10 protein-coding genes and 1 pseudogene are annotated in these 14,319 nt (G+C 60.9%); 7 read left to right on the top strand and 4 right to left on the bottom strand.

Annotated elements, in window-relative coordinates; genetic code table 11:
* The first annotated feature begins 227 nt into the window (after window positions 1–227).
* The 5 genes from AC1DT6_RS36780 (at window position 228) to AC1DT6_RS36760 (ending at window position 4,143) form a co-directional block, all read left to right on the top strand.
* Window positions 228–560: a hypothetical protein gene (locus AC1DT6_RS36780; RefSeq protein ID WP_441632645.1), complete on the top strand. Its 333-nt coding sequence runs from the start codon at window positions 228–230 to the stop codon at window positions 558–560.
* Window positions 561–1,124: 564 nt separating this feature from the next.
* The gene (locus AC1DT6_RS36775) at window positions 1,125–1,685 is read left to right on the top strand and encodes a DNA-binding protein (protein WP_441632643.1); all 561 of its coding nucleotides are present in this window, start codon (window positions 1,125–1,127) and stop codon (window positions 1,683–1,685) included.
* An 888-nt stretch (window positions 1,686–2,573) separates the two neighbouring features.
* Window positions 2,574–3,257, top strand: coding sequence for a hypothetical protein (locus AC1DT6_RS36770; RefSeq protein WP_441632640.1), 684 nt, complete (start codon window positions 2,574–2,576; stop codon window positions 3,255–3,257).
* A gap of 105 nt (window positions 3,258–3,362) precedes the next feature.
* The gene (locus tag AC1DT6_RS36765) at window positions 3,363–3,662 is read left to right on the top strand and encodes a hypothetical protein (protein WP_441632638.1); all 300 of its coding nucleotides are present in this window, start codon (window positions 3,363–3,365) and stop codon (window positions 3,660–3,662) included.
* 256 nt (window positions 3,663–3,918) lie between these two features.
* Window positions 3,919–4,143: an H-NS histone family protein gene (locus tag AC1DT6_RS36760; RefSeq protein WP_441632636.1), complete on the top strand. Its 225-nt coding sequence runs from the start codon at window positions 3,919–3,921 to the stop codon at window positions 4,141–4,143.
* Between the two features lie 174 nt (window positions 4,144–4,317).
* Here the strand turns inward: AC1DT6_RS36760 and AC1DT6_RS36755 are convergent, their stop codons facing one another.
* The 3 genes from AC1DT6_RS36755 to AC1DT6_RS36745 form a co-directional block, all read right to left on the bottom strand.
* Window positions 4,318–4,761 carry a GNAT family N-acetyltransferase gene (locus AC1DT6_RS36755; RefSeq protein WP_441632634.1) on the bottom strand — a complete coding sequence of 148 codons (444 nt, stop codon included), beginning with the start codon at window positions 4,759–4,761 and terminating at the stop codon, window positions 4,318–4,320.
* A gap of 1,137 nt (window positions 4,762–5,898) precedes the next feature.
* Window positions 5,899–6,333: a hypothetical protein gene (locus AC1DT6_RS36750; protein WP_441632632.1), complete on the bottom strand. Its 435-nt coding sequence runs from the start codon at window positions 6,331–6,333 to the stop codon at window positions 5,899–5,901.
* A 102-nt stretch (window positions 6,334–6,435) separates the two neighbouring features.
* Window positions 6,436–7,794, bottom strand: coding sequence for a dicarboxylate/amino acid:cation symporter (locus tag AC1DT6_RS36745; protein ID WP_441632630.1), 1,359 nt, complete (start codon window positions 7,792–7,794; stop codon window positions 6,436–6,438).
* Between the two features lie 3,786 nt (window positions 7,795–11,580).
* On the opposite strand from AC1DT6_RS36745, the gene AC1DT6_RS36740 reads away from it, so the two are divergent.
* Complete coding sequence (locus AC1DT6_RS36740; protein ID WP_441632628.1) at window positions 11,581–13,257, top strand: SagB/ThcOx family dehydrogenase; 1,677 nt, start codon at window positions 11,581–11,583, stop codon at window positions 13,255–13,257.
* Window positions 13,258–13,355: 98 nt separating this feature from the next.
* On the opposite strand, the gene AC1DT6_RS36735 is transcribed toward AC1DT6_RS36740, so the two are convergent.
* Entirely contained in the window at window positions 13,356–14,081 is a 726-nt protein-coding gene (locus AC1DT6_RS36735) for an IS6 family transposase (RefSeq protein ID WP_441632626.1), read from the bottom strand.
* A gap of 59 nt (window positions 14,082–14,140) precedes the next feature.
* Between AC1DT6_RS36735 and AC1DT6_RS36730 the strand changes: the two are divergent.
* Window positions 14,141–14,319, top strand: a pseudogene (locus tag AC1DT6_RS36730) (cardiolipin synthase B); the annotation flags it as partial.

The raw sequence follows: 14,319 nt of genomic DNA, 5'->3' as shown, positions 1-14,319 counted from the left end.
GGGCGCCGGTGACGCGCACCAAGTTCAAGCCCGGGCCAGCCTGAGGGACGTGGGTGGGGCAGGGTGTCCACCGCGCGATCTGTGGATTTGATTAAAATTTAAGCAGATAGGCCACCTTGTCCTTCCGCCGGCGCGGATCTCCACAGCAGCAATCCCCGGAACAACCTCAATGTTCCCGAATGACGGCGCGACGCTCGATCCCGCGCTCAAATCTATTCACCTGCATCATGTTGATCGAAATCGAGCGCGCGGAAGCCATCACCTGGATCCGCATCCAGATGGCCCAGCATGGGCTGAGCCTGTCCGACCCGCAGGCCGCCGGCTGCTTTGCCGAGCCGCCGCCGACCCCAACGCCTGGTGTGGTGCGCTACCGCAACGCGCACGGGCAGGGCTGGGACGGCCGCGGTGCCATGCCGGACTGGTTGCAGCGGGCAGTCGGGCCAGCCGCCTTGGTGGGGCGGCGTTCGAGGGCTATACTGAAAATCCACCGTCTCGGTGCGCGCGGTGATAGGGCGCGTGCCATCCTCAGCCTCACTGAGATTGTGGAGTGGACGGCGTGATCGGCTTCCACGGAAGTGGCAAGCCAGTCCGAACCGGGCCAGACTGCGCAGTCCGACCTGGTTCGGGCGAACCGATTCGACTTGGGCGAGAGCGGACGCAGTGCGGCGGCGCCGACTGGGTCATGACGAGGAGAGCGAGGATGGCTGCAGCCGGCCAGCCGGCGCGGATTTCGCGCGGCAAAGACCGGAACAATGAAATCTGAATGCACCGCGGGCTGCGGGCCGAGCCAGTTTGCTGAACGGCGGCTGGAAACGGGCTAAAACGGCCGCGAGGGTTAGATTACCGGTAGTTTGGGGTGAGACCCAAGTTCGAGGCGCCAAAAATGGCGTCTTTTTTTGACCCCCGGAAAAATGTGATAGTAGGAGACCGCACCAAAGCGGGCGCTGACTAAGCGGCAATGCGGTGGTTTTCTGCTCTGGCGATGGAGGGATACCATCGTTCAACGTGCGATCGGAGCTGGTCATTGAGCACGGCAGTCCGGATTTGTAGCAGTGCGTGCGCGTGCCGCGGCCGCCAGGCAAAAAAGCGGCAATTCTTATTTTAAATCAGTTGGTTAGTAGGAGATGCGGCGGATTTTTGACGAATCCCGGCCATCCCTCAACAAGCTATATGGCCAGGTGCGTAAGGGCAACATGGGCACGCCCACCGAGGTGCTGGCGCAGTTCCGGGCGGACCTGCGGAGCAAGATGCGCGCGACCGTTGGCCACTCCGGGCTGCCGGACGCGCTCAAGTCGATCGCGGCCGACGCGGTGCAGTCGATCTGGCCGGCCGCCAACGAGGCGGCCGCCGGCGAACTGGCCGCCTTGCGGGCCGAAGCTTGGCTGCCGGCGAGCGAGGCGGAGGCGCAGCGCGACCTGGCGCGGGCCGCGGTGGTCGTGGCGGAACAGGAAACGGCAGCCGTGCAGGCCGGGCTCGACGCTGCGCAGCAAGCGCGCGCGACGCTACAGGGGGAACTGGACGCCGCGCGCCAAGCCCTCGCGGCCTCTCAGGCGCGTCAGGAGGAAGGCACGCGTCAGATCGAGACGCTCGAGCGGCAGTTGCGGGACGGCCGAGGCGCCATGCCGGACTGGCTACAGCGGGCGATCAACGCCGGGCAGGCCGTGGAACATTTCCAGGTTGGGTAGTATTCTCGCGGCGGTGCCGTCCCATGGAACGGCCTGGGCCTTGCATTGCTCGCCAGCTGACCGACCCGGACAATGAGGGGCGACCGGCGCCGCCGGCCCGCAATCCGAAACGGAACCAACCGAATGCCGCACGCAACGCTCCCTCCCCCGATTACACCGCTTGGCTCGCTGGGTTCAAAACTTGGGTCGAGCAGGCACGCCAGCGTGCGGTCCGCTCGGTCACCGGGAACTCATGGCGCTCTATTGGCAGATCGGACGGTTGTGCAGCAGGCTGCTGCACAACTGCCCCGGTTCCACCTTTGCACGCTGCTGGACAAACGGTAGTACAACGAACTGCGCGAATGATATGCCAAGGAGGCCGCCGAGCATGTGGTCGCGTAGTCACCGGTAAAATGCTGCACGTGCACGAAGTCGATGGTCGGCAGTTTGCCGTATCCGACGATTCGAAGTCTGCGCTGGACGCGGGGACCGGGAGGCCATCGACAATGCCAAAGGTCGCGACCGCTGACGCGGCACTGGGCCCCAGTGCACCGGTGACCTGCTTCGGTGCGTGGTCTGCGGGCGCGTGTCCGCCGGCCGGATTCCTGGGCAAGGTAAAGGGGACGGCAGCTTCCGTTCCCCCCTCCCCGCCGCCACGAACAGGACGAGCAGATTTGTCCTGTCTGCTTCGACGAAGCGGAATGGATTTAGGTCGGGCAGCACACAAAAGGTCCGGGCCCGGCCAAAGCAACGTAGCCCTTCGCCCGGGCATAAACTGGAAGGAGGCGGCGGCCGCAGTGTGTCCTGGCGCCCAGAGTTTCTGTTAGCCGCCGGGCAGACTCCCGAGCGTCGCGGGTGCCGGCTGCGCGGCGATAGCCACGTCACGCCGAAGCTGCTTTCTCAAATGCCATGAGTTACATCCGCGCACCGTTCACCGACGATCAGGTCCAGAAGCTCAACGAGAACCAGGTTGGCCTCGGCGGCCCGGTTCTGCGCGCCTTCACCTGCAGGAACAGCGCCGATCATCGCCACGGAGTCGAAGGTGGCGCCCCTGGCATCCTGATTGCCACCAAGTACGGCTGGGTTTGCCCACACTGCAACTACAAGAGGGACTGGGCATTCGCAATCATGGCGACCCGGTTGACTTGCCCGCCGACCGCCATCCAGTCCTTTGTCTATACGACGCCCTCAATCGAGAAGGCCAATATCCTCCTCGGTCAATATGAACGGCTTGCGGCAACCGAGCGCCCCAGCGCCGCCGTGATGGTCGCCTGCATCAAGAATCGCATCGAGGAAATGTCGCTCCCCGGATTCGGCGCTATCGAGCTCGGCGAGATCCCCACTGACGCGGTGGTGAGACGATCAGAAGGACGTAATTACCGGATCGTCTCGGGACAATCACATCTCCAAGCCGCCCTGCGCCTGACTGGCCGCGCGCTGGTGACGGATGCTGTCACCCATGAGCAGTTACACGTCCATGACATCGACGGCAAACTGTTTGCCATTCCGTCAGACGCCCAGGCAGTGCTCGACTCAGAAACACTAAAGGCGATCGAACACGCCAAGGCCGACCCGCGCGCGAGACGCGAGTGAACACACCCGCGAGCAGGTGGCCGTCGCGCAGGAGCGCGCCAGCGCCACCGAGCGCTGCGCGAGATCGACCAGGAGCGCACGCTGCGCCAGAAGGGCGAGCAGGCGGTGGCGGACCTGCGCACTGAGCTGGCAGCGGTGCAGGCGCGGACGCAAGACGCGGCCGTGGCCGGCGCCGAGGAGCGGGCACGACTGCAGGCCGAGCGCGACACGATCAACCGGCAGTGGGGGGCGGCGCAGCAGGCGCTAGCAGATGGGCAGGTGGCGCACGAGCGCCTGCGGGCCGAACTCGAGGTGGCGCTGCGGCGGGTCGAGCGCGCGCAGGCGGAAGCCACCGCGACACGCCGCTTGGTGCTAGCCAGGCGCCGGGCGCCGGCGCGCACCAAGTTCAACTCCGGGTCCGCTTGATGAAGTGATCGAGGGCGGGGTGAAATTTGTCCACCACGCGAGGGGATAAGCCTGTGGACCAGTCGAGCGGGGACTGATGGCCGGCGGTTTCCGTGAGTTTGATTTATTCTTGAGCGACGAGGGTGGGCACGCGATTCCGGGGGAGTGTGTTGCCACAAACCAGCGATCCGCCGGAACAAGCGTTAGGCCCAACGGTCTCTGAAGACGACAACGCAAGGATCCTGTTCCGCAGCCTCCTCGAATCTGTGCACCTAAAATGATGTCGATCGAAATCGAGCGCGGCGAAGCGATTACTTGGATCCGCATCCAGATGGCCAGGCACGGCCTGACCTTGGCGGACTTGCAGGCCGCAGGCTGCTTTGCCGAGTCGCCGCCGGCGCCATTGCCGGGGACAGTGCGCTACCGCAACGCGCACGGGCAGGGCTGGGACGACCGCGGCGCCATGCCAGACTGGCTGCAGCGGGCGGTCAATGCCGGGTAGACCGTGGAACATTTCCAGGTAGATACGGCAAGGGAATAGGCTATTGGGGGTTCGAATCCCTCCGTCTTCGCCGGCAATGGCGGCGGAAGCCCGGAAGATTGCGGTCTTCCGGGGGTTTGTTTCTTTTGGGTTGCTTCGGGCGACCACCCTGCCCGTTGAGAGGAGAATCTACTGTTAGCGCAACTCACACCGCATGCAGAGTGCAGACGTTTGCGCGGCCCGCTGAAATGCGCTTGAAGCCGTGACTTCTGGCGGTGCTTCTTCAGCAGGGATAAGGGAGAATCCCCAGCGCGCGAAATAGGCTGGGGCTACGGTAGACAGGAGATAGGCGTCTCGCGCCTCCGTGCCGCGAGCCCGCATCAAGAGCGCCTCAACCAATCGGCTGGCAATGCCTCTGTCGCGGTATTCGGGCTCAACTGCTACCGAGCGGATGAGGATGGACTCTCCATGGTGCTCTGCCGCTGCGCAGCCAACGATGTGGCCATCACACACCGCAATGTGGAAGGCTTCGATAATTTCGACAACATCCGCGGCAGGTAGCCTGCAACTCTCAAGCAATGTAACGACTTGCTGCCAATCTGAGTGAGAGGCCGAACGTAGTTGAACGTCGGTCAACATAGGAAGTGACTCCAACTTGCGCTTCGTTAGGCTAAGAGAAGCCTGTTGCACGCTCTAGTTATTCAGAAGGCATATGTTTGTCTTCTTCACTTAGCAGCGCGATGGTCATGCGCAACCGTCGGCTGTCATGGTGGTGAGCCTATCACCGAACACGCATTCGGCTTGTAAGCGATTGTGAGACCGCAGCCAGCGGCCCAAGAACAAGGAAGGCACTCCGCAGTGCAGGGGAATGGGGAGCCGACCGCTGAGATTCACGCGCGCCTTCCGAGCGTCCCGAATCCAGGCTGCATACAAGGTCCTTGCACTGCTTTCCGGAGTGAGCCGGCAGAGTCATCGGGTTTGACGGCGCTGGGTGGCGTCGTAGCACCCCTTGAGGGTGGCGCTGAACTAACAAAGCCACAAAGTGCGGCGCGGGATACTTTCGCGCGCGCAGTTAGCCGGCCTCGGTGCAAGCAAAATCGAACAGAATGTCAGATGCCTCGGCGCTACAGTGGCCGTCCCCATGCCGGTAGGCGTTTTAGGAGGTACACGAATGAAGCAGCATCTGGCGAATCCCTGTTGATGGCTGGTGCGATGATCGCGTCCTACCCGCTGTTCGCGCAGCAGGCCCAGCCCATTCAGCCGACCCAGCCGATGCCAGCGACTCAGCCGATGCAATCCAGCCAGGCGGTGCCATCCGCCCAGCCTATGCAAGCAATGCYGGCGGCAGCGCCGTCGGCCCAGGGGGCGCTGTCAGCTGTACGCGATCCCGATGCGCAAGGTGCCGGACAGTCGGCTCAACCGGGCATGGCTCCCGCTCCAGTCGACCCCACGCTGGCCCGCAGCCCCAACCCGTCAATGGACCCCGCCAGCATGAGCCTGGCTCCCGATGCGCTCGGAACGCGCCAATCCTTTCCTCGACGGTGCCTGAGCGCCACCAGCGTTGCCATCGGCGCCGACACGCAGCCGGCGCCTGTCAGCTTTCTTGCACGCTGTAAGTCTCGACCACCACTTCCGAGTGCTGCGTCCGGTAAGCCGGGCAGCGCTCGGCAGGACAGCAGTGCGGCGCGCCGGTCCGCATCGAACGGGCCGCGCATGGATAGCGTCAAGCAGGATGTCCGGTTTACCGACAAACATCTTGGCCGGCGCATTGACTCATCAGAACTGCAACCCGTGCTGACCTGTTGCCTCACGTAGTTTGCTACCAGTCGGATTGTCCGGCGGGAGCAGCGCAACGTGACGAGGCAAATCAGCATGACGATACGCAAGGAGTTGCTCGAAGCGCTGCGAGTGGGGTATCGCAGCGCGGCGTTCGGTGAACAGATCACGATTCTCGATGAGTTCGCGGCCCTGACTGGGAATCACCGCAAGCACGCCATCCAGCTGCTGCGGCAGCAGGGGGGCCTCCGCGGCGACGAAGGCGACACGCGAATGCAATCGGCTGTACGACGAGGCAGTACGCCAGGTGTTGACGGTGTTGTGGGAAGCGGCCGACAGGGTCTGCGGCAAGCGCCTGAAGACATTGATCCCGACGTTGGGTGATACCTTGGAACGGCAAGCCCATCTGGACCTGGATCCGATCATCAAAGCCAAGCTCTTTCGAGTCAGCGCGGCGAGGGGTAATCGAATTAGTTACCACATTGTCTGATTGGCATGGAGGCTTGCTCGGGCGCGCGTGCATCGGCAACGTGAAGGTCAGCGAGGCATATCGGTGCGGGGGACAGCAACCGGCATGTGGGCCGCAACCTGATCGAGCACCACCTCGGGTTCGTCGGCTTCGGTGTCCGATTCGTTGTCCAGCCTGCGACGCATCCGTTCGACATCGAGGTCGCCGGTCCATTTCGCGACCACCACCGTGGCCACGCCGTTGCCGATCAGGTTGGTCAGCGCGCGGGCCTCGGACATGAAGCGGTCGATGCCGAGGATCAGGGCCAAACCGGCGACCGGCACATGCCCCACCGCCGACAGCGTGGCCGCGAGCACGATAAAGCCACTGCCGGTGACGCCGGCGGCGCCCTTCGAAGTGAGCAGCAGCACGGCCAGCAGCGTGATCTGCTGCGTCAGGGTCATGTCCGTGTTGGTCGCCTGAGCGATGAATACCGCCGCCATGGTCAGGTAGATGGACGTCCCATCCAGGTTGAACGAGTATCCCGTGGGGATTACCAGGCCGACGACAGACTTGCGGGCGCCGAGGTTCTCCAGCTTGGCCATCATCCGCGGCAGCACGGATTCGGAGGACGACGTGCCCAGCACGATCAGCAGTTCCTCTTTGATGTACTTGATGAACTTCCAGATCGAGAAGCCGTGCAGGCGTGCGATGGTACCAAGCACGATAAAGATGAACAGCAGGCAAGTCGCATAAAACGTCGCCATCAGCTGGCCAAGCTGCAGCAGCGAACCCACGCCGTACTTCCCAATGGTGAACGCCATGGCGCCGAACGCGCCGATGGGAGCGACCTTCATGATGTAGCCGACGATGGTAAACAGCACATGCGAGAACTTCTCGATGAAATCGAACACCAGCGTGCCGCGGCCGCCGAACTTGTGCAGCGCGAAGCCGAACATCACCGCAAACAGCAGCACCTGGAGAATCTCGCCCTTGGCGAAGGCATCCACCACGGTACTCGGGATCACGTTCAGCAGGAAATCCACCGTACCCTGCATCTTTCCGGGCCCGGTGTAGGCGGCGATGCCCTTCGTGTCGAGGGTGGTTACGTCGACATTCATGCCGGCGCCGGGCTTGACGATGTTGATGATGATCAAGCCCACCACCAGCGCAATGCCGCTCACGACTTCGAAGTACAGCAGCGCCAGCCCGCCGGTCTTGCCGACCTTCTTCATGTCCTCCATGCCAGCGATGCCCACCACGACCGTGCAGAAGATGATCGGGGCGATGATCATCTTGATCAGCTTAATAAAGCCATCGCCCAGTGGCTTCATCGCCTCGCCGGTGTGCGGATAGAAGTGGCCCAGGAGGACGCCGACGACGATCGCGGTGATGACCTGGAAGTAGAGCGATCTGTAGAACGGCTTCGGGTGATTGTTCTTATCCATGAGTGTCTCCGTCATTGCTTCGCGATCACTATCAGCGTCTAGATGCTTGCCGCGTACGCTTGATGGCCTGCGGGTCAGCTTGAGCGCACTGGAAAGCCGGGGCCGCATGCGCAGCCCCCTTCTGCCTGGCCTGCTTCGCCGCCTCGAACGCGGCTGGGGCGACACTGGCGGCGCGCGGGCAGGTCGCCCGGATCGGGCCGCAGGTTTCGCATGCGCGCCGCGATTGCGTGTCATGGCCAGTACTGACTGGCCTATCCATCGCCGTGCCGCACCGCGTGGAGATGGGCGTGCGTCGCCATGGCTGTCTCCTGGTGATGGTCCATCCCGCGTTCATGGGATCCGTCAAGTGCGCAAACCGGGTACTGTCGCGCAAAAGGCCGCCCCTGATATAGCTTCAGTCAGTCGATCGAATTCCCCCATCGATTCGCATGGCGAGGACGAATGAAGTGGCGCCGCCTCGAGAGGAAACGGCGTCAGCCGTCCTGTCCCCAGCAACAATGTTGGGAAAACCGCCGTTCCAGTATTGGATAGGGGGTTTCGAAAGTCAAAGGAGCGTGCCGCGTTGTCGTCAAAGGAAGGACATTGCAATCCGGCCTGCACAGGTCTCAAATGGAATACGCTGGCGCAGGGTCACGAAACGCGTGGTCCCACCATGCCGAAGCGGACGGACTTCCCAGGTGTCGGTGACAGCTGCGTACCGATGGCAGCGGCACTGACGCTCTGCCTGACATCTGGATCTGTACGTCAGCGCGGCCAGCATGCCCAGGCCACGAAGCCGCTGTCGGCCGATGCGCCCGGTGGCGATGCCGGAATCGTCTAGCCATGTGTCGACGCTGCGCAGGCGGTTGAGTAAAGCGCCGAGAACGGTTGGAGAACGGACTTCCGCGGTTCTTTCCACGACCTTGGGAAGCGGTGTAACTAGCACTTATGGCTTTTTCAACATAACCAAAAATGGACAGTCGACAAGGCACTGTTAACTTGCCGATAGCGAGCCAATGCAGTGGCACGCGGGACCGCCGCTCACAAAGCAGTTGACGGATTTTTGGCCACGTCGGTGAGTTCGTGCCAGGCAGCGAATCTCGCAGCGAGGTGTTCGGGATGCTAATGGAAATCCCGCCCGACCCGGCTCCCCAGCCTTTCCCATTTCGGGACCGGATACCACATCCTTATACAGCCAGGGGCCAGACCGTAACCCGCGAATCCTTATGCCTATAGGATACTTTTGGGAGCGCCAGACTGATCAAGAAACTGGACCTTCTGGACTTCATCGGTGGATGGCTGGACGCAAAATTGGTAGGTGGTATGACTCCATGCAGCAGAGATCGTGTGACTGCTCGAAGTAGGCGAACCGACGAGCCAAATGGTGCCGTGCTTGTCAAGGACAACGCGACGCAGAGCGAAGCAGTTGTTCTCGTTGGCGATGGCTACGGCAACGATACGGCACTTAGTGAATTCCTCTTCAAGGGACAGGATGTGCGACCGAAGGGACTGAAAGGTTTCTTTTGCAGTCATGGATTGGCTTGCCGCTGTTGCGGATGAGCGCTCTGATTTACTGTCTTTGGGCCTGCGGGTTCGGTGACGCCTGTTTTTTCGTACTGAAGAACGTCATTGCCGCCTTAGTGGCGCCACAGGGGGACTTGCTACTATCTTCATCGTCCGCAAGTTCTTTAGGTGAGTATAGTTAACGCGCTCCCTCATGGCGAAGCACTAAGGTGGCCGCCCGCACGCGATACTTCCCTTTAGGGACACACGCCATGAAAGATTGAGGCACAAGCAGACTGAATACGGTGGAACCGTTCGGCGCCGCGGCGAAAGCTCGGAGTTTCACTGCGGCAGCACGCTCCCCGCCATCAAAATGCGATAGACCTCGCCGGCTATCCCAGCAGATGTCTTCGCGCTTCCAATGAGGCGTTCGCAGGTATCCTGCCGCAAGGTTGACGTGATCCTATTGGCAAGCTGGGGCCGCTGCTCGAGGTCGCTAGGCCACGGCCAGGTCGCGCAATTGAACATTGTGGAGTCCTGCCGCTGTGGCTGCTGCGGGAAGGCTCTCAAAAGGGCTTTCACGGATCTTTGGCAGGGAACCATTATTTGCTGGCTGGCTGGCTGAGTGGCGGCAATGCGCAGGGCGATTCCGCGAACGTCGGATGAGGGATTTTCTGGGATGTAGTCAATGCGGACGCGTCGCCCGGAGACTGCGGGGCCCGCGCAGTTCGCTGCGCGGGCTGTTTGCTCTGGGCACCTCGGCGTAAGTGCTACGCGTAATCGCCAAACCTATCTGGGTCGTCCGGCATCGTCCATTTGACGGCCTTTTCTTCGACGTCTTTTGCCTGTTTCTGGACTGTGGGCAATGTCGTGTGGGGTGCGAACTCCGAGATTAGCTGAGATTTTGGTACGTTGATGACTTCCTCGCCGTCTTCGGACCAACATTTGAACCTGACGGTCATATGTGACTCCGGTTAGTGACTCAATCGCTCTTGCATTGGAATGCACAGGGGCGAACTATCATAATAGGTCGGATATATGAGAGTTGGCTGACGTCAATAGCGACAGGCAACTGGGGCAGTCCGATTCTGCCGGCGCGTTGTCGGACCGTTGCTCAAGGCAGAGATTCCTAAGAATCCGCCACCGTCGTTGCGGGTGCGTCTGGGCACGCCTCGCAAGCCATTACCAGCAGCGGAAGCCGTCTTTTCAGGAACCGGCAGTCGCGGACGAGACGTAAGCCTAGTCCGGTGGCAATGGAATAGATTCCATTTTTATATCCAGCGGAGATGCGGCAGAAAATCGCCGTGCTCCTCTATGCCGACTCCGCCTCTGCCATATAGCAAGGTCATAACCTTATCCTTCTCGGATGATTTGCAGCCCACAATCATGAGAAGCTCGCCTTGCGACAATAAGGCCGCATGTCGGGCTAATCGAGGCCCCCGATCATAAAGCCAAGGCCATAGGTGGTGAGACTACTCAGCGGGTCAGAATGGTCGCCGTAGTATCCGGCGAGAGCTATACCCAGTACCGCGCAGATAACATATCCAGCCATCGAAACTTCGGGTCGGAATGTGGTATGGCTGCTATCGGCAGCCGGAAAGCCCTCGATAGGCTTGAGGCCTCTGCCCATGAACCACGGACCCGTTACGTAAGTTGGCGCCCTTGATAGGGCAAGCACCTGAGTCCAGCCATTTCTGGCCGAAGCAGCATCTGCGAAACGAAAATAGAGAAGGGTACGCATAGCAGCACCTCGGTTATCCGGGCACAACTGCGCTCGGAGGATTGAGACCCATGGTGTCAACGTTGGTTGGTACAGCCGGACAGGAAATCCGCGATGGCAGCGTCAGAAATCCGTTTGTAGGCGCGATAGCACCAAAAGTGATGTTGATGCAGCATTGGACTGCTGCTTCGACGCGAACTAGCTCAAATCTGCAATCTGCTTGTTTTGCGGATCGAATTGACCGGGTTGCGCAGTCTTGCGACCTTCATCTGGTTGTTCACTCTGGCGCTTTCTCGATGTTGTCGAGCGCTTTGTCGGGGCCGGAGGTACGGGGGCGTACTTCATGAGTGCCTTGTCGTTGCTTATGGTCTGCTGTCATGTCACTTCTTAAGAATACGCTCTTGCGACTAGATTCCCAACAAGGGTTACTCAACTGGTGGGCGCCCGACCAACTCCCTTGCCAGTTGCGCCCACTGGCGAGAAAATGGCCCTCCCTGTACTTCGATGCGTTCACTTATCGCCGCGACGTCAGGTGGCCGAAAAGGATCCATAATACGAAATCAGCATTCCTGAGCTGAAGGCATATGAGCCGATTAACGCAGGTGTTGCTTGAATATCACGAACGCAGCAAGCACCGTGTCGACAGCTACGCTCCCGGTCCCGAAGGGCTCGACTGGGCAACCCAGCCAGACCCGTTCCGGGTGTTTCAAGGCACACCGCGGATTGCTCTTCCATTGGTCGCGGACACCTTGGCCGCACGCTACAACGAGCTGCGCTGCGGCACTCTGCCTCCCGCGCAAAGATTCAGTCTTCGTACCCTGGCAATCCTGTTTGAACTTTCACTCGGCCTGTCAGCGTGCAAATCCTACGGTGCTCAGCGGTGGTCACTGCGCTGCAATCCTTCGAGCGGGAATCTGCATCCGACCGAGGGCTATCTTCTGTGTCCGGCTCTGCCCGGCTTGGCTGGCGGGGTCTACCATTACCTGAGCCGCAACCATGTACTTGAACATCGCGCTGAATTGGATGATCCTCGATGGACCGAGGCGTTTGCAGGCGGCGGTATCCTGGTCGGCATCAGCTCGATCCACTGGCGCGAGGCGTGGAAATACGGAATGCGCGCATGGCGCTACTGCCAGCATGACTGCGGCCATGCTATCGCGGCAGTGAGTTACGCCGCGGCAGCTCTCGGCTGGCAGACGCGGCTGGTGGAGGCGGCTGCGGATGACGCGTTGGCCGCATTGCTTGGATTGAACCGCCGCGAGGATTTTGGACCGGCCGAACCAGAGGTGCCAGATGCCCTGCTTTGGATCGGCAATCCTGAAGCACAGCCGGACCCTAGGTGCCTGCAGGCTGCTTTGGATAAGGCGCACTGGTACGGATACGCGAATCAACTAAGCGCGGGACATGAGAGTTGGCCCGACATCGATTCGATCCATCGCGCCACGCACAAGTCTCGTACTCGCGAACCGAGCTCGCCAAATCCGGAGCCGCACCGGTGGTCCGCGACGCCCGCCCTTGATCTGAGCTTTGCCCGAATCGCTCGGCAGCGCCGCAGCGCTGTGAGTTTCGATGGTACGACGCGCATCACCGCCGCGGCTTTTTTCGCCATGCTGGCATGTCTGTTGGTACGTAGCGACACGCCACCGTGGAATACGCTGATGTCTCCAGTCGCGGTGCATCCGGCGCTGTTGGTGCACCGCGTGGACGATCTGGAGCCGGGCCTGTATGTGCTAGTGAGACATTCCGGGGCGCTGCCTAGCCTCAAGCAGGCTATGCGCCCGGAATGGCTGTGGCAAAAGACTGGACCGGACCATCTGCCGCTCTATTTTCTGCTACCTTACGATTTACGCGCAGTGGCAAAGTTGATCTGTTGTCACCAGGACATCGCCGCTGATTCCTGCTTTGCGCTGGGAATGATCGCAAATTTCGAAATCGCCCTGAAGCAACCATGGCGTTATCGCCATCTTTTCTGGGAATGCGGAATTCTCGGCCAGGCGCTCTATCTTGAAGCAGAAGCCTCCGGAGAGCGCGCTACGGGAATTGGCTGTTTTTTCGACGATGAAATGCACGCCATGCTGGGAATCAAAGATCACGCTTGGCAAAGCCTGTATCACTTTACCGTCGGTGGCGCCATGGTCGATCAGCGCTTGTCTACATTTGCACCGTATGAGGTTCAGCCGCGCCGCGAACGCAGCGAACCAGGCGCTCGAATTCCGCGCGGGCATTGGCCACGAAGCTACCCATCATCATCCGCTCGGTAGCAAGCGCCGATGTCAGGATAGTCCAGCCATTGTTGACTTCCCCGGGTTTTGTCGCGATAAGGAGGTGGTACCAGCGAGGAGTAGCCGGGGTGCTGCGCTTATGCGGCCAGCGAGTAAAATTGCTCAGCAGCGGACGGACTACTCCCCTTTGGGGCGACCATCTGCCTTTTGCAGATCATGCGCATGGTCTCGATGCCACCCAGGATAATGCGGGCGAAGCGAAAATTCTGGAATCCCAGCATCGGCCTGACCCGGCGTTTGATGGACCGGTGGTCCTGCTCGACGAGGTTGTTCAGGTATTTGTTTTGCCGGATCTTGATGGGAGTTTCCCTTTTAGCGTTGATGGCCTGCAGGGCTGCCAGATTGGCGCGGCTCTTGCCCACCGTGACAGTCTGCGGAGCCCCGTTCTGGGCGATGGCCTTCTCGAAGAAGCGCCGGGCAGCGGCCGTGTCACGGCGTGCACACAACAGGAAATCAATGGTCTTGCCGGCCTTGTCCACAGCCCGGTAGAGATACTTCCATTGCCCCTTTACCAGGAGGTAGGTTTCGTCCATGCGCCAACTGGTGCCCACCGGACGCTGATGCCTGCGAAATGCCTGCTCGAACACCGGTAGCAGCTTGATCACCCAGCGATGCACGGTGGAATGGTCCACCGAGATACCGCGTTCGGCCATCATTTCCTCCAGATCCCGCAGACTTAGTGAGTACGCCACGTACCAGCGCACGCATAGCAGAATCACGTCCAGCGGGTAGTGCAGGCGCTTGAGCACCTTGGCAATCCCTGCCGGCAGGCTCTTTCGTGGGCGCTTCGTGTGATGGCTCATCTTCTGGCTTCGGGTTTCGCGACCGCAAATTCTACTTCGGCACCGTTACTGCGACGGAACCCTATTTCCCCGTGCTGCCGCGTGTTGGCCAGGGGCGAGCGCAGATCTTCAGCAGTTCGCCCACCGGGGGCAGTGAAAGCATGGCGTTGATGTACCTGCTTGCTATCACCGCCGCCAGCCGATCCATCGATCTATCATCCGCCTATTTTGTGCCTGACGACCTGACACTGAAAGCACT

The sequence above is a fragment of the Cupriavidus sp. 01L45 genome, from assembly GCF_056399885.1.
The sequence above is the reverse complement of the archived record's forward strand: the minus strand, read 5'-3'. Positions and strand labels throughout refer to the sequence as shown.

Coding starts and splice junctions, on each gene's coding strand:
- AC1DT6_RS36780 (WP_441632645.1), top strand. CDS start 228: ATGTTGATCGAAATCGAGCGCGCGGAAGCCATCACCTGGATCCGCATC.
- AC1DT6_RS36775 (WP_441632643.1), top strand. CDS start 1,125: ATGCGGCGGATTTTTGACGAATCCCGGCCATCCCTCAACAAGCTATAT.
- AC1DT6_RS36770 (WP_441632640.1), top strand. CDS start 2,574: ATGAGTTACATCCGCGCACCGTTCACCGACGATCAGGTCCAGAAGCTC.
- AC1DT6_RS36760 (WP_441632636.1), top strand. CDS start 3,919: ATGATGTCGATCGAAATCGAGCGCGGCGAAGCGATTACTTGGATCCGC.
- AC1DT6_RS36755 (WP_441632634.1), bottom strand. CDS start 4,761: ATGTTGACCGACGTTCAACTACGTTCGGCCTCTCACTCAGATTGGCAG.
- AC1DT6_RS36745 (WP_441632630.1), bottom strand. CDS start 7,794: ATGGATAAGAACAATCACCCGAAGCCGTTCTACAGATCGCTCTACTTC.
- AC1DT6_RS36740 (WP_441632628.1), top strand. CDS start 11,581: ATGAGCCGATTAACGCAGGTGTTGCTTGAATATCACGAACGCAGCAAG.
- AC1DT6_RS36735 (WP_441632626.1), bottom strand. CDS start 14,081: ATGAGCCATCACACGAAGCGCCCACGAAAGAGCCTGCCGGCAGGGATT.